This is a genomic window from Bacillus sp. hwrm1 (assembly GCF_040207805.1).
Taxonomy (GTDB): domain Bacteria; phylum Bacillota; class Bacilli; order Bacillales; family Bacillaceae; genus Bacillus; species Bacillus velezensis.
Genome location: NZ_CP157943.1, coordinates 2,553,045 through 2,574,247 on the forward strand (window position 1 = coordinate 2,553,045; position 21,203 = coordinate 2,574,247).

18 protein-coding genes and 1 riboswitch are annotated in these 21,203 nt (G+C 46.6%); all 18 genes read right to left on the minus strand.

All coding sequences use genetic code 11. From position 1 onward, the window contains the following. Position 1: 1 nt before the first annotated feature. Positions 2-463, minus strand: coding sequence for a signal peptidase II (gene lspA, locus ABK447_RS12815; protein ID WP_003154398.1), 462 nt, complete (start codon positions 461-463; stop codon positions 2-4). Positions 464-564: 101 nt separating this feature from the next. Then, the gene (locus ABK447_RS12820; protein WP_007409725.1) at positions 565-936 is read right to left on the minus strand and encodes a TraR/DksA family transcriptional regulator; all 372 of its coding nucleotides are present in this window, start codon (positions 934-936) and stop codon (positions 565-567) included. 149 nt (positions 937-1,085) lie between these two features. Then, positions 1,086-3,851: an isoleucine--tRNA ligase gene (ileS, locus tag ABK447_RS12825; RefSeq protein ID WP_094031694.1), complete on the minus strand. Its 2,766-nt coding sequence runs from the start codon at positions 3,849-3,851 to the stop codon at positions 1,086-1,088. 341 nt (positions 3,852-4,192) lie between these two features. After that, positions 4,193-4,687, minus strand: a complete 495-nt coding sequence (gene divIVA, locus ABK447_RS12830; RefSeq protein ID WP_003154406.1) for a septum site-determining protein DivIVA — start codon at positions 4,685-4,687, stop codon at positions 4,193-4,195. A 94-nt stretch (positions 4,688-4,781) separates the two neighbouring features. Next, on the minus strand, positions 4,782-5,552 hold the full coding sequence (locus ABK447_RS12835; RefSeq protein WP_007409722.1) for an RNA-binding protein: 771 nt from the start codon (positions 5,550-5,552) through the stop codon (positions 4,782-4,784). 61 nt (positions 5,553-5,613) lie between these two features. Next, positions 5,614-5,892: a YggT family protein gene (locus ABK447_RS12840; RefSeq protein ID WP_003154408.1), complete on the minus strand. Its 279-nt coding sequence runs from the start codon at positions 5,890-5,892 to the stop codon at positions 5,614-5,616. Positions 5,893-5,898: 6 nt separating this feature from the next. Continuing rightward, a complete protein-coding gene (sepF, locus tag ABK447_RS12845; protein WP_007409719.1) occupies positions 5,899-6,357 on the minus strand; it encodes a cell division protein SepF in 459 nt (152 codons plus the stop codon). Further along, the gene (locus ABK447_RS12850) at positions 6,354-7,046 is read right to left on the minus strand and encodes a YggS family pyridoxal phosphate-dependent enzyme (protein WP_094031693.1); all 693 of its coding nucleotides are present in this window, start codon (positions 7,044-7,046) and stop codon (positions 6,354-6,356) included. Before ABK447_RS12850 ends, sepF begins: the two co-directional genes overlap by 4 nt. Positions 7,047-7,050: 4 nt before the next feature. Continuing rightward, complete coding sequence (gene pgeF / locus ABK447_RS12855) at positions 7,051-7,887, minus strand: peptidoglycan editing factor PgeF (protein WP_014304972.1); 837 nt, start codon at positions 7,885-7,887, stop codon at positions 7,051-7,053. Between the two features lie 154 nt (positions 7,888-8,041). Further along, a complete protein-coding gene (locus ABK447_RS12860; RefSeq protein ID WP_003154415.1) occupies positions 8,042-8,293 on the minus strand; it encodes a YlmC/YmxH family sporulation protein in 252 nt (83 codons plus the stop codon). A 60-nt stretch (positions 8,294-8,353) separates the two neighbouring features. Continuing rightward, the gene (locus tag ABK447_RS12865; protein WP_025284699.1) at positions 8,354-9,634 is read right to left on the minus strand and encodes an acetylornithine deacetylase; all 1,281 of its coding nucleotides are present in this window, start codon (positions 9,632-9,634) and stop codon (positions 8,354-8,356) included. A 76-nt stretch (positions 9,635-9,710) separates the two neighbouring features. Next, positions 9,711-9,816: riboswitch (TPP riboswitch) on the minus strand. Between the two features lie 4 nt (positions 9,817-9,820). Next, positions 9,821-10,618, minus strand: a complete 798-nt coding sequence (locus ABK447_RS12870) for an ABC transporter ATP-binding protein (RefSeq protein WP_094031692.1) — start codon at positions 10,616-10,618, stop codon at positions 9,821-9,823. A 127-nt stretch (positions 10,619-10,745) separates the two neighbouring features. Then, positions 10,746-11,528, minus strand: a complete 783-nt coding sequence (sigG, locus tag ABK447_RS12875; protein ID WP_003154420.1) for an RNA polymerase sporulation sigma factor SigG — start codon at positions 11,526-11,528, stop codon at positions 10,746-10,748. Positions 11,529-11,668: 140 nt separating this feature from the next. Continuing rightward, a complete protein-coding gene (sigE, locus tag ABK447_RS12880; protein ID WP_007409714.1) occupies positions 11,669-12,388 on the minus strand; it encodes an RNA polymerase sporulation sigma factor SigE in 720 nt (239 codons plus the stop codon). Between the two features lie 57 nt (positions 12,389-12,445). After that, positions 12,446-13,375 carry a sigma-E processing peptidase SpoIIGA gene (gene spoIIGA, locus ABK447_RS12885; RefSeq protein WP_025284698.1) on the minus strand — a complete coding sequence of 310 codons (930 nt, stop codon included), beginning with the start codon at positions 13,373-13,375 and terminating at the stop codon, positions 12,446-12,448. 215 nt (positions 13,376-13,590) lie between these two features. Then, positions 13,591-17,886, minus strand: coding sequence for a S8 family peptidase (locus tag ABK447_RS12890; protein ID WP_100001419.1), 4,296 nt, complete (start codon positions 17,884-17,886; stop codon positions 13,591-13,593). A gap of 273 nt (positions 17,887-18,159) precedes the next feature. After that, a complete protein-coding gene (gene ftsZ, locus ABK447_RS12895) occupies positions 18,160-19,308 on the minus strand; it encodes a cell division protein FtsZ (RefSeq protein ID WP_003154424.1) in 1,149 nt (382 codons plus the stop codon). 35 nt (positions 19,309-19,343) lie between these two features. Then, a complete protein-coding gene (gene ftsA, locus ABK447_RS12900; RefSeq protein WP_003154425.1) occupies positions 19,344-20,657 on the minus strand; it encodes a cell division protein FtsA in 1,314 nt (437 codons plus the stop codon). Positions 20,658-21,203: the final 546 nt, after the last annotated feature.

Here is a 21,203-nt window from a genome sequence, read left to right on the forward strand (position 1 = left end):
GTTATTGCTCCTTCTTTTTCCCGCTGTCAAACAGCATATGAATAAATAAAAGTATTACACCGACGCACAGTGAGGAGTCCGCGATATTAAAAATCGGATAGTGATAATCCACGATGATGACATGAATAAAATCCACCACTTCCTGGCGCGCCGCCCGGTCAATAAAGTTTCCGGCCGCACCGCCCAGCATTAAGCCGAGAGAAATTCCGAGTAACATCTGCCCTTTTGCATAACGCTGTATGTAATAAACGATTCCGATAATCACGGCGATGGTAATGACGTAGAAAAACCACATTTGGCCGGCTAAAATCCCCCACGCCGCTCCCGTGTTGCGATGAGATGTGATATAAAGCACCTGATCGATGACAGGTATGCTTTGTCCCAATTCCATATGGCTGACGACAAGCCATTTGGTCAATTGGTCGGCAATAATAATAAAAAGAGCGATTAGATAATAAAGCACACACGTTCCTCCAGTATACAGTTACTTTTATCCTTTATGAATTTTATCAGTAAAAGATGCCAGAGTAAAGGCAGATCATAAGCGCATGCAAACAGACGCTGTCACTCATACAGCGCCTGATCATATGCATAATCTCCGGGTTCCCAATATGGAAGGGTTTTCTTTTCAAATTGAGCGGGATAATAAAAATCATCAGCGGTTCTGGCCGTCGGCAGCACCGCAAGTTTTTCAATCGGAATGGGGTCGCCTGTTTTTTCACAATAACCGTACGTATTGTTTTCAAACTTAGACAGGGCAAGAAGAACGTCCTGAAGTTCTTCTTTTATATGATAGATCAGAGTTGCTTCTTGGTCGTTCATTGAAGGTTCAACAGATGCTGACATTTGAAAGCAAGAATATTCGAATAATCTTGATTGAAGTTCTTCTTTCATCATGAGAAGCTCCGTGTGGATTGCGGTCAGTTGATCATTCATTCATCACAACTCCTGCTCTTGATGTTATGGCTTTATTGTTGCCCCCAGAGCGCCATTTGAAGCCCATAAGATTTTTCCTGTCGTTCTAATCGATGACATTAGTGGCATGTAAAAAAGCGCCCGGCTGTCACCGGGCGCTTTCTCATTTATTATTTTTGATAATATTTTTCAACGATTTCCGCATTGCGCAGTGATAATGTCGGATATTTCGGATTGGCTCCGACATCTTTAGAAATTACGCGGGAACGTTCACACATCTGGCCTTCCGCTTTTTCTACGGTCATTTTTCCTGTTGTGAAGCTTTGCGCGTTTTCCGGCGCTTCACTTTCGTCTTTTACTGTCAGTTCTGAGACGATAAACAGCTGCGCGATGTTTTCTTTAATGGATGACAAGAGGTCGCGGTTTTCTTTGTTCGGATACAAAGTCAGGCTCGCTTCCAATGATCTTCCGATAATTTTTTCGTTACGGGCTGTTTCCAAAGCTTTCAGCACGTCGTTTCGAAGCTCCATGAAGCGGTCGAACTTTTCTTCTGTCGCTTGATTGTCCGGAACAGCAATGGTTTCCGGCATATCTGTCAGCTGCACGCTCGCTTCTTCAACAAATGATAAGTGAGACCACATTTCATCCGCCGTGTGCGGGAGAATCGGCGCCGTCAGCTTCACTAACGCCAGCAGCGTTTCATAGAAGACCGTCTGCATGCTGCGGCGGTCCGGATGATCAGCATGCTCGATGTACACAACATCTTTTGCAAAATCAAGATAGAAGGAGCTGAGCTCGATCGTACAGAAATTGTGAATGCTGTGATAAACAACCGCAAATTCATATTCATCGTACGCTTTTTTCACCTTATCGATCAGCTTATTCAGCTTGATCAGCATATATTGATCCACTTCGCGGAGATCTTTTACATCCACGGCATTGACGCTTGGATTGAAATCGAACAGGTTGCCGTGAAGGAAGCGGAACGTGTTGCGGACTTTCCGGTATACTTCCGCGACCTGCTTCAGAATGGCGTCAGACACGCGAACGTCCGCCTGATAATCCACTGACGATACCCATAATCTTAAGATGTCGGCACCAAGCTGTTTCATGACTTTAGCCGGAACAACAACGTTACCGATTGATTTACTCATCTTGCGTCCTTCTCCATCCAGTGCGAACCCATGGCTGAGCACACCTTTATACGGCGCTTTTCCTGTTACGGCTACTGCTGTAGAAAGAGAAGAGTTAAACCAGCCGCGATATTGGTCAGATCCCTCTAGGTATAAATCAGCCGGGCGAACGAGGTCATCACGTTCTTCAAGCACTGCTTGATGTGAAGAGCCTGAATCAAACCAAACATCCATGATATCCTGTTCTTTTGTAAATGTGCCGTTCGGGCTGCCAGGATGCGTAAAGCCTTCCGGAAGAAGATCCTTTGCTTCTTTTTCAAACCAAATGTTTGATCCGTGCTGTCTGAACAATTCAGAAACATGTTCAATGGTTTCATCTGTAATAATCGGTTCTCCGTTTTCAGCGTAAAATACCGGAATCGGCACACCCCACGCACGCTGTCTGGAAATACACCAGTCTCCGCGGTCCCGAACCATGTTGTGCAAACGCTGCTCACCCCATTCAGGAACCCATTTGGTTTCTTTAATGGCATCCAGCAGGTCTGATCTGAAATCTTTAATAGACGCAAACCATTGCGCTGTCGCTCTGAAAATGGTTGGTTTTTTTGTTCTCCAATCATGCGGATAAGAGTGAGTAATGAATTCAAGCTTCACAAGTGCGCCTTTTTCATCGAGCTGCTGTGTGATCGCTTTGTTTGCATCATCATAGAACATGCCTTCAAACCCAGGAGCTTCGCTTGTCATTACACCTTTTTCATCGACCGGGCAAAGCACATCTAAACCGTATTTTTGGCCAATGATAAAGTCATCTTCCCCATGTCCTGGCGCTGTATGAACACAGCCTGTTCCGGCATCAGTTGTTACGTGTTCACCAAGCATAACGAGAGAGTCTCTGCCATATAGCGGGTGTTCAGCGATAATGTTCTCAAGGTCTTTTCCTTTGACCGTTCTTGTCACTTCATACTGATCAAATCCGCATGCTGATGCAACACTTTCGACTAAGGCACTTGCTACGACAAAGCGGTCTTCACCTACTGCAATCACGCTGTACTCAAGATCAGGGTGCACTGAGATTCCGAGGTTCGCCGGAATTGTCCAAGGCGTTGTTGTCCAAATGATGATGCGCTCGCCGTTTTCAAGAACGCCTTTTCCGTCTTTTACACCAAAAGCGACGTAAATAGATGCTGAACGTTTGTCTTGATATTCGATCTCGGCTTCAGCCAGAGCAGACTCACTTGAAGGTGACCAGTTAACCGGTTTAAGGCCTTTGTAAATGTAGCCTCGTTTTGCCATTTCACCAAATACGCGGATTTGCTGCGCTTCGTATTCCGGTTTTAATGTCACGTATGGGTTTTCCCAGTCACCGCGGACACCAAGACGTTTGAATTGCTCACGCTGTCCCTCGATTTGCTTCCAAGCGTACTCTTCACATAGTTTGCGGAATTCTGCTACTGACATTTCTTTCCGGTTTACTTTTTTGTTTTTCGTCAGCGCCGTTTCAATCGGCAGTCCGTGCGTATCCCAGCCCGGCACGTACGGTGCGTTGTAGCCGCTCATTGATTTATAGCGGACGATGAAGTCTTTCAGGATTTTGTTCAGGGCATGGCCCATGTGGATGTCTCCGTTTGCATAAGGAGGTCCGTCATGCAGCACGAATTTCGGGCGGTCTTTCGTCCGTTCTTGAACAAGACGGTAAATGTCCTGCTCCTCCCAGTCTTTTTGCATGTCCGGCTCACGATTCGGCAGATTTCCGCGCATCGGAAAATCTGTTTTCGGCATTAACAGCGTATCTTTGTAATCCATTTTCATTCCTCCACAACATTTTTCAGAAAATAAAAAAAGCCCTCTCATCCCATAAGGGACGAGAAAGCTTATCTCGCGGTACCACCCTTTTAGAAAAAACGGATCATCCGTCTTTTCCTCTCGAACATCGTAACGTGATGGAACGTCCTTTCCTACTCTCGGTTCAGAAAGGAAACTAAAGGGCTGATCTGCATGATTCCGGCCATCCCGGGCTTTCACCTTCCCCGGGTCGCTTTTTAGCCTGTTTTGAGTCATGCCGGTCCCTTTCAATCGTCTTTTCATCTGAATTTATGAACGTATTATATTCGAACGGGCCGGAGAATGTCAAGAAAATCAGAAAATTATTCTTTTTCCTCAAATACCGCGTCGACTTCGTATTCCAGCAGATGATCCCAATCATCGTTCTTCAGCAGGTCGAGCTGCGCTTCAATCAGCATTTGGAAACGTGTTCTGAAGACTTTAGACTGTTTTTTCAGCTCTTCAATTTCCATTGCGATTTTTCTTGATTTGGAAAGCGACTCATTGATGATGCGATCAGCATTTTTTTCTGCTTCACGGACGATCAGCTTCGCTTCTTTCTGCGAGTTGCGCTTTACGTCTTCTGCGGCTTCCTGAGCTACGAGAATTGATTTATTCAGCGTTTCTTCGATATTGGCAAAGTGGCCGATTTTTTCGTCCAGCTCGTTCACTTTCGCCTCAAGCTCCGTTTTTTTACGGAGTGCGATTTCGTAATCTTTTCTGACCTGCATTAAAAATTCATTTACTTCATCTTCATCATATCCGCGAAAACCTTTTGTAAACGTTTTGTTATGGATATCATTCGGCGTTAATGGCATATTGCCACCTCCATTTTTACATTTCAGTACGGTTATCTAGTTCACATTATAAAACAAATACGGCACAGATGGAGAAAAAAACTGAAAAAACGACTCATTTTTGCCGTTCAAATGTAACTTTCCATTTGTCTTTTTTCGTTTTTCCGTCAACTTTTGCCAAACTGCATCGTCCGAAGCCGCGAATCGAGAGCATGTCCCCTTCAGCAACCTGATAAGACGGATCTTCAATGGCTTTCCAATTCACCTTAACGAGCCCGTTTTTCACAAGCGCCTGCGCTTTCTGACGGGATTGCCTGCTCATTGAAGCGCAGACGGCGTCGAGACGCAATGAAGAAACCGTGTCATCCCTTATTTCGACATCTGAAGCGGGAATGTGAAGAGCGGAAAGCTCGATTTTCTCAAGCTTTACCGGCGCTTTGCCCGCCTTGGTCAGCTGAGTGCTGACAAAATCGGCGATTTCACCGGAGACGATCAGCTGAACGGCTTCCTCAGAGAAAATCAGATCGCCGTATTTCTGCCGCTTTAAGCCGATCCCCATTAATGATCCGAGAAGAGAGCGGTGGTCAATGCTGACGAATTTTTCAGCGTATTGAACGTCAAAAGCCCGAAGCTCAAAATCATCCTGTTCAGGTTCCATATATTCAGGGTATAAAATCGCGCGTTTGCGCTCAGCTCTGTCATATCCTCCGAAAAACGCAAGACCGCAGGCGTCGCCGATAACGGCTTTTACAATGACCTGTTCTCTGGGATCTAAGAAATCAGTCAGCTTCATCCGATACTGGTCCAGGACAATCTGTTTCCATTCAAGCGCCTGATCAATAAAAGGCCGCTCGTCTTGTCTGAAGTGCTGGTAAATATCGCTCATGTTCTTTCCTTTCTATGTAAAGAGGCTTGGCTGGTGCCAAGCCCGTATCAAACTGTCGCATTCAAGTATACATTGCGATCATGCGGTATAGGCCCCAAAGTCCCGTCGTGGCAAACCGAAGCACGATAATCGCTACAATCGGGGATATATCCAGCATGGCAATGGGCGGAATGATCCTTCTGAACGGCTCTAAATACGGTTCGCAAATCGCTGCGAGAAACCGTCCGACCGCCGTTTCTCTCGTACTCGGCACCCATGACATAAAGATATAGATGATCAGGGCAAACGAGTAGATGTAAATTAAATAACTCAGAACGGAAAAAATTTGATAAAGAATCATCCTGCTTTACCACCTCTGATGTTCGTCTTCATTTATAAGCTCCGAAATCGTACCGGAAACGTCGACATTATCAGGCGTGCACAGAAAAATATCTGAACCGATTCTCTGAATGTCGCCGCCGATGGCGTAGACGGTACCGCTTAAAAAGTCGACGATTCTTTTCGCCTGATCATGCTGGATGCGCTGCAGATTGACGACAACCGCCCGCCTGTTCTTTAAATGATCGGCGATTTCCTGCGCTTCCGCATATACACGCGGTTCACTCAACACCACTTTAGAGGATTTCTGAACACTTTGCAAGCTTACTACGTTCTGCTTGCCCTGCGGCTTCTGAGCGTAAGCAGGCTGTTTATCTTTCTGCTGTTCATGCTCTTCCGGATGATCCTGCTCCGTTTCAATGTATTCGTACTCGTACTCCTCCTCATCCATTGAGAAAAAGTTTTTCAGTTTATTTTTCATGCTCATTTGTTTACACCCCCCGGTTCATTTCCGACTAATGAAGAGCCGATTCTGATAAAAGTTGCGCCCTCTTCAACAGCGATTTCATAATCATTTGACATGCCCATTGACAGTTCCCGGCACGGTGCGTTTGTCTGATGCAGTTTTTGCACCTGATCCCTCAGATCACGCAATTGCCGGAAGCAGGCTCTGATCGTTTCTGTATCGTCTGTCAGGGGAGCCATCGTCATCAGGCCCTCTACAGAAATGTTTCTAAACTCAGAAAGCTCTCTGATAAAGGGGATGACCTCCTCTGTTTTCAAACCGTGCTTAGACGGCTCAAGCGAAGTATTCACCTGCACAAAACAGCGAACCGCATGCTGCGCCCGTTTTTCAACCTCTTTTGCCAATGACAGTCTGTCTAAGGAATGAATATAAGATACACGGTCAACGACGGCCTTCACCTTTCTGGACTGAAGACTGCCGATAAAGTGCCACTCCGGGCTGCCTTTGATGACTTCCTGCTTATGAATAAGCTCGGCATCCCGGTTTTCTCCCAGACTTGTAATACCGGCATCAACGGCCTCTTGAGCCCTTTCGGCTGATACGTATTTTGTAACCGCGATGACGGTAACATCTTCGGGGCTTCGGCCCGATCTGTTACATGCTTCGTTTATTCTTTCGTTTATATGTCGTAATTGATCAGCAACACGCAAGATCTTACGCCTCCTTCATTCCGATAAAGGACATCATGCGTCCCGTTTTCCCTTTGTCGCGGCGGTGTGAAAAGAATAGTTCACGCTCTCGTTCGGTGCATAAACCGCTGACTGAAATGTTTTCTTCCGGAATGCCGCAATGTATCAGAAGAAGACGGTTGACCTCTTTTAAATCAAGCTGATACTGGCCTTTTTCCGTTTCGCATATGGCGGATTCAGCCGTAAAAGGCAGCGCCCGCACTTCATTGATGACGCGGTCGTCGACTGTATAGCTTCCCGCGCTGATGGACGGACCGATGACAGCCTGAATATCTGTTAAACGGGAGCCTTCTTCGTTTACCCAGCGTTCCGTCATGATGCGTCCGATTTGTTTGACCGTCCCCTTCCATCCGGCATGGGCAGCGCCGATAATGGATTTCACCGGGTCATAAAAATACAAGGGCACACAGTCCGCAAAACAAAGGGCCAAAAAAAGATTCGCATCTTTCGTGTAGAGCCCGTCCGTCCCGCGGAATGCGGAAGAATAGTCTCTCGCTCCTTTTCCTTTATCCCCGGCTGTCACGCGCCGGACGCGGTTTTCATGTGTCTGGTCGGCGAACACCCAGGAATCCAGATCAGTACCGCATAAGGACGCTATGACTTCACGGTTTGTCACAACATCATGAGCTTCGTCCCGGACGTGCAATCCGGTATTTAATGACTCATACGGAGGATTGCTGACCCCGCCGTTTTTCGTTGTGAATCCGGCGATGACCTTTGTGTTAAGCTGATTCACACAGTTCCAGTCTTCTATCATGAGTGCCGAGGGGGTGGTAAGACTAAACGGGTGATATGTATTCATGGAGATCCAACCTTTCGACAAACATTAAAAAAGCGTAATTTCCCACTCATTTTAACACAATTTTAAGCATACGTTTAGCGGCTGATTGAAAAATGAGATAAATAAATGTGCCGGAAACATTGAGATTTCCGGCTTTTTACAAGTAAAGGGAGGATTACGCTCCCCCCTTTGGTTCGTTTACACGCACTAAGATGACATCTTCCCCAATTTTAACTATATTTCGCCAAGGAATGATCATTTCCTCTTCTTTTCCGAAAAAACCGAGAACTTTTCCGCTGCCGCCTAAAATAATCGCCTGAATTTTTCCCGTTGTCACGTTAATATCAATATCACCGATGCTTCCGAGTTTTTTTCCGTTCGACACGTTTACCACATCTTTTATTTGAAATTCAGATATGCTGATCATCCGTATCACGCCCTTTGCCCGTTCTTTTTCCTATTATATGAACGGCCGGGCTGAACCTTGTCACATCGGGCAATCTTTTTTGCGGCTGCACCAGCCGAGGATAAATCTCAGCATGATTTTCGTATAGTCCATAAGCTCATCAACGGACACTTCCTCGTTTACGGAGTGGGCGTTTTTTAAATCGCCGGGACCGTATATGACGCTCGGAATCCCGGCATGATAAAGCCACCCTCCGTCAGTTACGGTTTGGGAAACATCAATGACGGGCTCCTGTTTTCTGACGGCTGAGTGTGATGCAGCCAAGACAGAAACTGCCGGATGATCCGGGTCGATTTCCAGCGCCGGGAACACCTCTCCTCTGTCTTCAATCATCGAAGATCCGCCCCATTTGAACACCGGCCTGTTTTCTTTGAGCCACAGATCACTGTCAGCGACACGATTAATATAGTCTTCGATTTCTGCGGCTGCTTGTTCGTGCGTTTCGTTCGGATAAAAGTGGACGGTGATCCATAACCGGCATTCATCGGCAACAAACGCTGCGTGTCTTCCGCCTTCAATGACGGCAGGGTTGATCGTATTGGTGCCGGGCGCAAAACCGGGATAGCTTTTCGTTACCGCCCAGTGGCGCTCCAGCTCTCCCAAGGCAGTGATGATTTTCGCCATTTTTTCGATGGCGCTCGCTCCGAATGTGCCTCCGCCCGCATGAATCATATTGCGCCTCATGCCGTCATGAAATGTTTGTTTGCTTTTCAATTCTATCCAGCCGGTGATGACTCCGCCCTGCCCTTGAATATGCAGGCTGCTCGTATCCGCGACAACGGCAAAATCCGCGTGATAGCCGCGTTTACAGCATTCCAGCGTCCCCGCCTCACCGACTTCTTCTCCGATTACAGACTGTACAATGAGGTCGCCCGGAAGCTTAATGCCGGCATCATGGATCAGCTTCAGAGAGAAAAGAACACACGCCAAACCCCCTTTCATATCAGCGGCGCCCCTTCCGATCAGCATGCCATCTTTTACGTGCGGCTGAAACGGGTCAGAGTGCCAGTCTTCGCCCCCGGCTTCTGCCACATCAATGTGTCCGTTTAAAATCAGGCTTTGATGCCTGCTTGAATCTGTCCCTTTTAAAACACCGACTACATTCGGATCTTCCGGATACACATCCCACATATCGACCGAGCAGCCCGTTTCTTTTAAAAATCCGGCCACCCACTTTTGGGCTTCTGCCGTATTTCTTGCTGGCGGGGCCGGAGTCGGAAAGGCTATCAATCTTTCAGCAATATGTATGAAGTCGTGCCGCCGTTTCTCCGCCTGGTGTAACAGCATATCAATCTGATGCATTGGAAATCTCCCCTTTGGCTGTATCAAAAAACCCGTTTCATTCATGAAATGAAACGGGTAAAAAACGGATCTTCCTCCGCTTTTTTCACCGCTTCCCTCCGCCGGCATGATCCGGATCAGGTCCGTTAAGGGTTGAGACAAACGTCTCTCTCAGCCGCATGGCAGCACCCCCAGGGTGAATTTATGTTATTTTACGGATGATGCCTCTTTTGCACGTGTTAAAAACGGGCGGCCATTGTTCCATAAGACATTGACAGGCATATCGAAAAACGCTGTAAGCCGCTCGTCAGAAAGCATGTCCATGATTTTCCCGGAGGCGAACACCTCGCCTTGTTTTAAAAGAAGCGCCTGATCAAATACCGGCAGAATTTCTTCAGCGTGATGGGTGACATAAAGGATGGACGGCGCATTTTCTTTTTCGGCGATCGACATAATCGTGTCCAGCAGCTGCTCCCTTGCCATAAAATCAAGACCCGTCACGGGTTCGTCCAAAATCAGCAGTTCCGGATCAGCCATAAGCGCCCGCGCAATCAGCGCTCTTTGTCTTTCCCCTTGTGATAATGTTTCATATCGTCTGTCGGCGTAACCGATGGCGCCCAAATCCTTCAGAAGACCGATCGCTTTTTCCCTTACCTGCTCACTCGGAGTTTCGTACAGCCCGATTGAGGCGTACGCGCCGCTGAGGGCGATTTCAAAAGCGGAGTCCGCGGCATATAATTTGTGCTGAAGACCTGCCGAAACAAGGCCGATTTTCCTTCTGAGCCTGTCACCGAGCTCTGTTTTGCCGAATTGATGGCCGAGCACCTGCATCTCTCCTGAAGTGGGGAAGTAATAAGAGCATAACATATTCAGCAAAGCCGTTTTTCCGGCTCCGTTTAATCCGTACAGCACCCAATTTTCGTTTTTCTCGACGCGCCAGTTGATATCTTTCAAAATCCATTTCCCGTTTCTTTTTAATGACACACTGTCCAGCTGTAAAATCATTGCGTTTCCCCCGTTTACTTTGTTTAAATTTTCTAAAAACTTTTACACATTAGAATACATCACTTTTTTGCAAACGTAAACCATCGCATGAAAAAAGCCTTTAAACAAGGTTTAAAGGCTTTTTCCGTTATTGATGGATATTCTTATTCATTTGTTTAATGGCTGCTTTTTCAAGCCTTGAGACCTGAGCTTGGGATATGCCGATTTCTTCAGCGACTTCCATTTGGGTCTTCCCTTGGAAAAAGCGCTTTCGCAAAATCATTTTTTCCCGTTCGTTCAGTCTTCTCATGCCTTCTTTCAGAGCGAGCTCCTCAATCCATTGTGTATCCTTATTGCGCTCATCGCTGATCTGGTCCATCACGTAAATCGGATCGCCGCCGTCATTATAAATCGGCTCAAACAGTGAAACCGGATCCTGGATGGCGTCAAGGGCAAACACAATTTCTTCATGGGGCACTTCAAGAACTTTGGCGATTTCCTCTGCTGTCGGCTCCCTGCTTGTCTCACTGATTAACCGCTCTCTTACTTGAAGCGCTTTATATGCGATATCGCGAAGCGACCTCGAGACGCGGATCGGATTGTTATCCCGCAAATATCTGCGGATTTCTCCGATGATCATCGGTACAGCGTATGTTGAAAACTTAACATTATGGCTTAGGTCAAAATTATCAATGGATTTCATTAGTCCGATGCAGCCGACCTGAAATAAGTCATCAACATACTCTCCTCTGTTGTTAAACCTCTGAATGACGCTTAAGACAAGGCGCAGATTGCCGTTTACAAGCTTTTCCCTCGCTGAATCATCGCCCTCATCCTGTAATTGCCTAAACAGCTTTCTCATCTCTTCATTCTTGAGCACCGGTAATTTGGAGGTATCCACCCCGCAAATTTCGACTTTATTTCTTGACACGTTTTTCCCTCCCACTAGGAGCTGCTGTACAACGTTAAGTATCTCCTCGGGTGGGAAAAATATGCACCGCCATTTTACAGAAATAAACATCCGGCGACGGCAATCCTTGCAGCAGTAAGGGCTGTCAGATGGAAAAAATTTTACACCATTTTGTTAAACTCTTTTCTCAGTCTTTTGATAATCCGCTTTTCGAGCCGGGAGATATAAGATTGTGAAATCCCCATCATGTCGGCTACATCTTTTTGTGTTTTTTCTTCTTCTCCGACAAGCCCGAAACGCAGTTCCATAATCTGCTTTTCTCTTTCGTTTAATTGCTCAAGCGCTTTTTTCAAAAGTTTTTTATCCACATTGGCTTCAATGTCTTTTGTAATAATATCATCATCTGTGCCGAGCACATCCGAAAGCAGCAGTTCGTTTCCGTCCCAATCAATATTCAGCGGTTCATCAAAGGATACCTCTGAACGGATTTTATTGTTTCGGCGCAAGTACATTAAAATTTCGTTTTCGATACATCGCGACGCGTAGGTGGCGAGTTTGATTTTCTTTTCCGGATTAAAAGTGTTTACCGCTTTGATCAAACCGATGGTGCCGATGCTGATTAAGTCCTCGATGTTGATGCCGGTATTTTCGAATTTGCGGGCAATGTAAACGACAAGACGTAAGTTTCTCTCAATCAGGATGGCCCGCGCCGCCTGATCCCCGCTCGGCAGCTTTAATAAGAGCACCTGCTCCTCTTCTTTAGACAAAGGCGGCGGCAGCGCCTCGCTTCCTCCTATGTAATACACTTCATCGCTTTTCAGTCCGAGTTTCATCAGCCATTTATACCACAAATATGTCAGACGCAGCTTAAGTTTTTTCATCTTCCTCCCCCTTCTAAATACAACGCGTTTTGAGTATGATGAATAACAGACTTTTCGTCAGGAAACATGTTTTACAGCCTTCCCTGTCAGCATCTTCGGATGAACGATTCCGTCAAATTCACCGTCCGCGGATAATGGTTTCGTGCTGATGCCGATCAGGCATTTTTCACAAGCGATCATTTCGTCTTTTGTTAAAATCGTGACGTAATCCGGCTTTAAACAGAGTAAAAATTGATTGTCCTGGCCGACGCCCCTGTATGGAATCAGCCTCAGCTTATCCGCATGGCGGAACGAATCATCAAGCTGCTCTATCACTTCAAGCGGACTGGCGGATTTGATGAGGGCCGTTTCCTTTTCGCTGAGAATCGGAGCGAATTTGTCAATGTGAAGGATCATGACCGGCGTTTTCGTCAGCGGATCATACAGCTGATTCCCGGAATCCACCAATCCTTTCGCGCGGATTGTCTGTCCGCTGAATTCCGCCTGCACCATGACAAGTTCATCGTACTGAATGGACTTCGTCTCGATGTCTTCAATTCTCTTTTTCGAAAAAAACCATATGGCCGGAAATCCGATAACTACAAACATCCAGCTGATCGGGTCGCCGAATCCGGTCTGGCTTGTGACCATTACGCCTTGCTGCACAATTGATTCTGTCTGCAGCAGGGAATGTACGCCGATCATTCCCCCGCCGACGAGAAAAGTCGCGAAATAAAAGGCGAACAAATTTTGAAAAAAGTATCGGAACCGTTTAAAGCCAAAAGCCGCAAGCACGATGACTACTGAAAACGCCATTTTTCCCGCCGGATGCTCCACAAAGGGAGAAACAGGCGTAAACATCAGAAGCACAATGGCTGACCCGATGAAACCGCCGGCGGCCACTCTTCTTTTTTTCACCTGGCGTTTTAAAATAAAGGCGGTCAATAAAAGCAAAAGAGAATCAAAACAAAAGTTCAACAGCCAAATGACATCCAGATAGATTTTCACATCTGACCCCTTTCCTCTTTTGTCTTACTTATCTGTATCTCTCTCTTGTTTCATAAGTATAAAGCAAGCTCTGTGGGAAAGTCTGTCAATTAATGTTGAGGGTAAAGTACAATTTTTAAGGGATAACCGTTTTATTTGTCGAGGGCCGAAAGGGTTGCTTTCCTATTGTCCGCTTCAACTAAAAAAGCGCTGCCGTGATCTGGCAGCGCTCTGTTTTACTCATTGATATAAAGTTTTCCTTTAGCCGTCTGTCTCGTTTCATTTCCGTAGTCATCTCTAGCGATAACGTCAATTTTTGCTCCGCTTGCTTTGATGGAAGAAGTCGCCGTCCAGTAACCCTCATATCGTCCCGGAGAAATTTCTCTCAGCGGAAGCTCTGTTGCGTTTTGGCTCCCTGCCCGGGCGTTTGTCAGAGGCAGACGGATAACGAAGGAAGCGTCTAATTTCTTTCCGCTTGAAAAAGCGATTTTCACTGATTCTCCGGCTTTTAATTCCTTATCCGCTCCGGGAACCAATCCGGAAATGACGGGAGCATTGTAATTGACATCGATTACCGTCTTTTTCGTTGTTTTGTTACCCGCTTCATCTGAGGCCGTGACCTTGATCTCATTGCTGCCGTTTTCCAGAAGGGTTCTCGCTTGATAAGAACCGTTATTTACTTCAGCTTTTTTTCCGTTCACCTTTACCCATTTTAAATGGGCGTCGTGCACTTTTCCTTTTACGGTCACTGCTTCTTTATTTGTTTTATCACCGTTTGCCGGACTGTCAATCGTCACATCCGGCTTATCCTCATCCAGTATGACCGTGACAGGGCTTGACTCATCGGTTGACCCGCTGTCTGTCACAGATGCCGCCGTCAGCCGATTGGCATCTTCAGTGAGTGTGACGCCGGCCTGGAAATTGCCGTCTGCATCTGCTTTCGTTTCTGCGGCGGTTTTACCGTTATTGGTAAGACGGACAGCGGTTTTTGGTGAAGCCGTTCCTTTCACCGTGATTGACTTCTTGTTTGTAAATGACCGGTCTTCAGGCGACATTATGTCAGGCACAGAAGCTTCGTAGTCGACCAAAGCCCTGATCATAAAGTTTCCGTCTGATTTATCGGTTTTAGACCAGCGGCCGTCGAGGTATTGCCAGTTTCTGTTCGAGTACGGACTGCCGTCATCAGATGACAGGGCAGGTGTATAAGGATCGGGTTTCGTCTGGCGGAACACAAGATAAAAATCCTTTCCGACCGCGATTCCTTTTGAGCTGAGATCCACTTTGGTCCATTCGCCGTTTCGAAGCGCTTCAGCTTGGAACGGGCCGGCAATTTTGCTGCCCGGAGCTCCATCAGGGCCGGATGCATCATATACTTCTGCTTGAAATTCGGTACCGCCCGGATCAGGCCAGTCGGCGCCCCAAAATTTAAAAAGGCCTCCCGTCAGCATACCGTGTTCTTTTCCGTCTTTGAGCGTCATCTTAACGGCAGATTTGCTGCCGGCTTTAAAATATGACAGCGCGGCTTCTTCCGTTCCGTTATCATATGCAATTTCCCCTTCATAACCGATATACGGCTTAAGCTTGACGTTTTTTTCAGCATCTCCTTTGATGTCAACGGAAAATTCGCTATTGTAAAAGCCTTTTGCCGCTACTTTGATTGTGTAGGAGCCTTCGTACGCCTTAAGCGAATATTCCCCTTTATCGTTTGTCACCGCCGGTTCAATTGCGGCATCCTCAGCCACATAAAGCGCAGCCCCTTTTACCGGTTCGCCTGTTGACTGATTGGTGATGGTTCCTTTTAGCGTGCCGGACGGCATTTGCTCCAGTGTAAAGTCTGCCTGTGCGGTTTTGTCTGATTGAATAGAAACTTGTTTCGAAGCGGACTTAAATCCGTAAGCCTCGGCTTTCAGCGTATAGCTTCCCGCCTTATGCGACAGGCTGTAGCTTCCGCTTGCAGGGTCGGAATATACGGATTTCCCCGTCTCGGCGACACTGATTTGCGCTCTGAGAGGCAGGAGGTTTGTTTCACGTTTTACTCTTTTTCCGGGTGATTTCACTGCCGGTTTGGCCTGTTTCGGACTGACTGCTTTTTTCTTCAGGTGGCCGGGAGGTGTTTGTCTATTGTGTTTACTTTTTTTAGCCGCCTTGCCGAGAGGGCTGCTTGAAAGCCGGACATCATCGATATACCATCCGTCTTCATTGAGTACTTCGTCTGACTGCATATTAAACATGAGCTTTATGTTTTGGCCTTTATACGCAGATAAATCTGCCTCTTCATCGTTCCATCCTGCGGAGTCACCATTGTAAACGGCCGCCTGCTCCCAATGTGATTTTCCTTCCGGAAGAACGAACACATACCCGTAATCAAAAAATTCTTCGAGCTTGTGCCAGCTTTTAAATTGCAAAAACAGCCGTCCTGTTTCCGGAACTTGAATCGGAGGCATCACCAAATTCATGTTGGCTGAATCGGCATAAGGGCCGGACAGATTCGTCGCATACACTTTATCTCCGGAAAATGCGGTGCCGGGCCCTGAACCCGGGATACCCCATTCCCATTGGTCATGTGTCCCGTAACTGGACCAGCCCGCCGGCTGTGATTCAAAATCCTCTTTGTATCCCGCCGTAATGCTCGGTTTCACGTCAGCCTGGTACGTATCAGATTCTACAGAATGACCTCCGAAATCTTTTATGGTCCATTTATAACTTACCTTGCTTCCCGTTACATCCGGAATCTCCGCCTGGTATGTTCCCTTTTTTTCATCACCGCTTTTTTGGTCGGCAGCTGTCGTTTTCCACTTTCCTTCATCAAACTGATAGGAAAGGATGACTTCAGTTACGCTTACATCGTCTTCTGCTGTAACCGTTAACGGAAGGTTTGCCCCTTTGTAAGCCGCTGAGACCGGTTCATGGTGAAAGCTCGGCGGATTGTGATCTTCGCCCGCAGAAGAGACCTTGCCTTCTACGCTTCCGATTCCGTCCGTTACGGCAGAAACGGCATCAAAAGCGTTAACGAGACCGTGGCCGTAACCGTTATTCGGTGATTCCGGAAAAACGGAATCTGTCAGCTTTTCCGCGGTGCGCGTCAAAACGTCTTCCATTTCATCGACCGTAATAGAGGCGTTCGCCTGCCTTAACAAAGCCGCCGTCGCCGCCACATGCGGCCCGGCCATTGAAGTTCCGTCCCAGCCGCCTTCGTATGTTCCTCCAGGAATCGAAGAACGGATATTCACTCCCGGAGCCGAAATGTCCGGTTTTGTTTCATGATACGGTGAGGGGCCTTGAAGTGAGAAATCAGCGAGTTTCTTGTCGATGTCAGTCGCACCTGTCGCAAATGCTTCAGGATAATTGGCCGGATTTGCGATTGAACCCGGTCCTCCCGGTGTAAATAAGTCTTCATTTCCCGCAGAGAATTCCGGAAAAATCCCTGCCGCTCTCCACGCATTCACCATATCGCGGTACCACTCGTCCATTCCCGAACCGCCTGCCCAGGAATTATTGACAACATCCGGCGACATCTCGGGATGCGGCGTGCCGTTTTTATCTTTAGGCGCGAGCACCCACTCACCGGCATCCAAAATATCGGCATCAGTTCCTCCGTCATCTGAAAATGCTTTTACTGCGATCCATTTCGCTCCCGGAGCTACACCGATTTGATTTGAGCCGTCAGGTTCTGAACCCGTCATGGTCCCTGTTACATGAGTGCCGTGTTCAAGATCATCGTAGGGAGCGTCTTTATGGGACACGGCATCATACCAGTTCATTTCATGATTCGGCGCTGCGGGATTTTCAGGATCGTAACCCCGGTATTTTTCTTTAAGCGCCGGATGATCCCACTGAACTCCCGTATCAATGGAGGCGACAACCGTGCCGGTTCCGTCGTATCCTGAAGCCCAGGCCTGCGGCGCATCAATTTGGCTGATATTCCATTCGATGCCTTCCTTTGCTTTGATCTCTTTTTGTTTTTTCTTCATTTGAAAAGGAGCTTTTGATTGTCGTTGAGTAAGCTGACGTTTTTCATTCGGAAGAACTTTTTCTACTTCAGGAAATGAGGCGGCTTTTTCCATTACCTCTTTCGAAGCAGTGACTGCCATTCCGTTGACAATATAATAGGAATGGATGTGATCAGCCTTGCCTTTCTTTTTTTGTTTTTCCAAATATGTTTTCAGATTCTGCTGCGCATCATGAGCCGCCAGTTTTAAAGAAGAAACGACGGCTGACCGCTTTTGATATTCAGTTTTTGCTGCGGAAAGCGATTGAGACTTGGCGTTTTTTTCTGCTTCTTTGACCGCTTTTTTCGTATTGGCTTTCTCTTTAAATTTGATAAGAAACGTGACTTTATCATTTTTTTCAAAACGCTTCTTGACTGAATCGGAAATCTTATGCTGAATGCTCTTAGAGGAAGAAAGATCTTTGGTGAAAGAAACTGCCCCCGGTGTGCTGTTCGCTCCGGCTGCACCCGGAAACAACAGGGAACTGACGACAATCGCGCTTAAAACGGAGCCTGTCCATCTGTTTCTTGTTTTTTTCTTCAATCGTATCCCCCCTTATTTGGTAACGCCCTATAAAATGTGTATCCCTCCTTCATAATTGGAATCGTTTGTTATTTCGATGCTGTACGTTAAATGTAGACAATCTTCCATCCAGATATTGTCACATTCTGTAGAAAGCCGTATGAAATTAAAAAACAATCAATTCGTCATAGGTATAAAGTTGCTTTTTTCACTGTATAGATCATGGGGATAGGAAGGAAGACTGTACACAAAAAAGAAAAAGGACAAAACCATGTGGTCTTGTCCTTTTTTACATCAGCCGCGTTTGTTGCGGTTTCTTAAAAATGTAGGAATGTCGAGAGCATCATCCGCCGGCTGTGATGTATGGCGGTTCACCGTGTTTTGATGCTGTGTTTCTTCTCGTTTCGGCTCGCGTTTCGCAGCGTTTTGGCTTTGAGACTTCAATCCTTGGTTTAAAGTCGGACGCTGCGGTTTTGAGTCATCTTTTTCCTGTTCGATAAAACCGGTCGCAATAACGGTGACGACGATTTCATCTTTCAGATTTTCATTGATAACTGAACCGAAAATCATGTTGACATCAGGGTCAGATGCAGAAGCGACGATGTCGGCTGCTTCCTGCACTTCGTAGAGGCTCAGGTTTGTACCTCCCGTAATGTTCATCAAAACACCTTGCGCTCCGTCGATTGCCGCTTCCAGTAACGGACTGGAGATCGCCTTTTTGGCGGCTTCAGCAGCACGGCTTTCGCCCGTAGCGATCCCGATACCCATCAATGCTGAACCTTTGTTGGACATGATGGTTTTGACATCGGCAAAGTCCAAGTTGATTAAACCAGGCGTCGCGATGAGGTCAGAGATACCTTGCACCCCTTGGCGAAGCACGTTATCAGCTTCACGGAATGCTTCAAGCATCGGTGTGTTTTTATCGACAATTTCAAGAATGCGGTCATTCGGAATAACGATCAGTGTGTCAACGGCTTCTTTCATTGCCGTGATACCGCCTGCAGCCTGCAGCTGACGTTTTCTTCCTTCAAATGTAAACGGTCTTGTTACGACACCGACAGTCAAAGCGCCTAAGTCCTTTGCGATTTGCGCGATAACCGGTGCGGCTCCCGTTCCGGTACCGCCTCCCATTCCGGCTGTAACGAACACCATGTCAGCGCCTTTTAGCGCTTCTTCGATTTGTTCCTTACTTTCTTCAGCGGCTTTTTTGCCGACTTCCGGATTCGCTCCCGCTCCGAGACCGCGGGTCAGCTTTTCCCCGATCTGCATTTTCACTTCCGCTTTTGACAGGTTAAGAGCTTGCGCGTCCGTGTTTACCGCAATGTACTCTACACCCTGCACTTCATTTTCAATCATTCGGTTGACCGCGTTATTACCGCCGCCTCCTACTCCGATTACTTTAATTGATGCTAAGCCGTCTATGTTTGTTTCGAAATCCAACATGCTAAATCCTCCTAATCTGCCGAATGACTATCAATCTATTCCCAAAACATGCTTAATAGTTTTTTCATTTTGCTCGGTTTGTTGTGTTCGGCTTGTGTTTTTTGTTTTGCTTTTGGACGCTGCTGCGCCTCTGGCCGCTGATGATGTTCTTCTTCGTGAGAGACCGCGATTTCCTGCACGGCTTCTTCCGGCATATGAAAGCCTATTTTTCTTCCCTGAATTCTGGCATTTCGGCAGGCAAATTGTATCAAGCCGACACCCGTCATATACTGAGGGTCTCTTACACCGATATAATTCGGGCTTGCGACCCTTACATTGTGCCTCAGCACTTCCTGTGCCAATGAAAGCACTCCGGGCATTGCGGCCTGTCCGCCGGTCAGCACAAAGCCGCCGGGCAGATCTGTAATTCCCATATGCTCAATTTCGGCTGCGGCAATCTCAAGAATCTCTTCCACTCTTGCTTCAATAATATTGGCAATTTCCTGCTGTGTAAAAGATTGCTTTTGATTCGTTCCTATGACGGTGACTTCAAATACTTCATCTTCTGAAGCCTCATCGTAGAATGCATGTCCGAATTGTTTTTTTACTCTTTCAGCCTCTTCGGTGGAAGTGCGCAATCCGATCGATACATCTTTCGTGATGTTTTCGCCTCCGAGCGGAATGACGGCTGTCTCCTTCAGGTGCCCCTGTTCAAATACCGCCACCGTCGTCGAGCCGCCGCCGATATCAATCATGGCGACTCCGAGGTTTTTTTCGTCTTTTGACAAAGCCGCCGAACCGGCCGCAAGCGGCTGCAGGCAAATATCAGTAATTTCAACGCCCGCTCTCTCCACACAGCGAAGTAAGTTATGTAAGATCGTTTTGGAGCCGGTAATCAGCGTGCCTTCTACTTCCAGGCGCACGCCGAGCATTTTTTTCGGATCGGTAATTTCGTCTCTTCCGTCAACGATAAACTGTTTCGGAACGACGTCTACGATCAGCTGCTCATGCGGAACTGACACGACCTGTGCCGCTTCCATTACCCTGCGGACGTCTTCAACGTGAATTTCTTTGTTTTCACTGGAAACAGCGACAACGCCGTTCGTATCTTGAATATGAATATAATTTCCATTAACGCCGACAATGGCTTTTTTCAGCGGAAAACCTACCATTCTTTCAGCTTGGTCAAACGCTTTTCTTATAGAATGAACGGTTTCATCTATATCAACGATTGAGCCTTTTTTCAACCCTTCAGACGGTACATTTCCCACTCCGATAATGTTAAGGGAATCATCTGTCATTTCTCCGACGATCACTTTTGTATTGGACGTACCGATGTCAAGACTGACGTAAAGTTCATTGTTGTTCATTCTATGGCACCTCCTCACATTTCGATCAAATTCTATTCTATTATTTGCGGAACAACAATACAATGAATGTGGCTTTACAAGTGTGTAACAAAAACAACAGCATCAACAAATTCTTATCTGATTTCTCACAATTTATGTTTAATGAAACTATTCGTTATATTCTATGTATATCCTCTTTTATATCGTATTTTTTTTATTTTTTTTAGAGACGGCCCACCTTACCGTAAGATTTCCTGTCACGGTGCCATACTGTGCAAACCAGATGCAAATATACCCGCTTTCCATTAGTCTACACTAAGATGAACCTCCAGAAAAGCTATAGATATTGCCAGAAACATCCGAAAAAAGAAGAAACAGGAGGAAAATTCCAAATGCAATGCTCACTGCAGAAGACACGCCCATTGCATTGAGAATTTTCCGCTTGTCCGGCAGCCATATACCGGACAAAAACAAACATAGTCATAATGATTCCGCTATCGGTTATATCGGCTGCCCCGCTGATTGTAATAGATTCTTTTGAATCACCTTGAAATTAGTTCTTTAGAA

What these genes read in the sequence shown, in the direction of transcription:
- ABK447_RS12860 (WP_003154415.1), bottom strand. Translation starts at nt 8,293, where the DNA reads ATGATCAGCATATCTGAATTTCAAATAAAAGATGTGGTAAACGTGTCG.
- ABK447_RS12835 (WP_007409722.1), bottom strand. Translation starts at nt 5,552, where the DNA reads ATGAGCGATATTTACCAGCACTTCAGACAAGACGAGCGGCCTTTTATT.
- ABK447_RS12820 (WP_007409725.1), bottom strand. Translation starts at nt 936, where the DNA reads ATGAATGATCAACTGACCGCAATCCACACGGAGCTTCTCATGATGAAA.
- sigE (WP_007409714.1), bottom strand. Translation starts at nt 12,388, where the DNA reads ATGAAAAAACTTAAGCTGCGTCTGACATATTTGTGGTATAAATGGCTG.
- ABK447_RS12840 (WP_003154408.1), bottom strand. Translation starts at nt 5,892, where the DNA reads ATGATTCTTTATCAAATTTTTTCCGTTCTGAGTTATTTAATTTACATC.
- ileS (WP_094031694.1), bottom strand. Translation starts at nt 3,851, where the DNA reads ATGGATTACAAAGATACGCTGTTAATGCCGAAAACAGATTTTCCGATG.
- ABK447_RS12870 (WP_094031692.1), bottom strand. Translation starts at nt 10,618, where the DNA reads ATGATTTTACAGCTGGACAGTGTGTCATTAAAAAGAAACGGGAAATGG.
- ABK447_RS12865 (WP_025284699.1), bottom strand. Translation starts at nt 9,634, where the DNA reads ATGCATCAGATTGATATGCTGTTACACCAGGCGGAGAAACGGCGGCAC.
- ftsZ (WP_003154424.1), bottom strand. Translation starts at nt 19,308, where the DNA reads ATGTTGGATTTCGAAACAAACATAGACGGCTTAGCATCAATTAAAGTA.
- divIVA (WP_003154406.1), bottom strand. Translation starts at nt 4,687, where the DNA reads ATGCCATTAACGCCGAATGATATCCATAACAAAACGTTTACAAAAGGT.
- ftsA (WP_003154425.1), bottom strand. Translation starts at nt 20,657, where the DNA reads ATGAACAACAATGAACTTTACGTCAGTCTTGACATCGGTACGTCCAAT.
- sepF (WP_007409719.1), bottom strand. Translation starts at nt 6,357, where the DNA reads ATGAGCATGAAAAATAAACTGAAAAACTTTTTCTCAATGGATGAGGAG.
- pgeF (WP_014304972.1), bottom strand. Translation starts at nt 7,887, where the DNA reads ATGAATACATATCACCCGTTTAGTCTTACCACCCCCTCGGCACTCATG.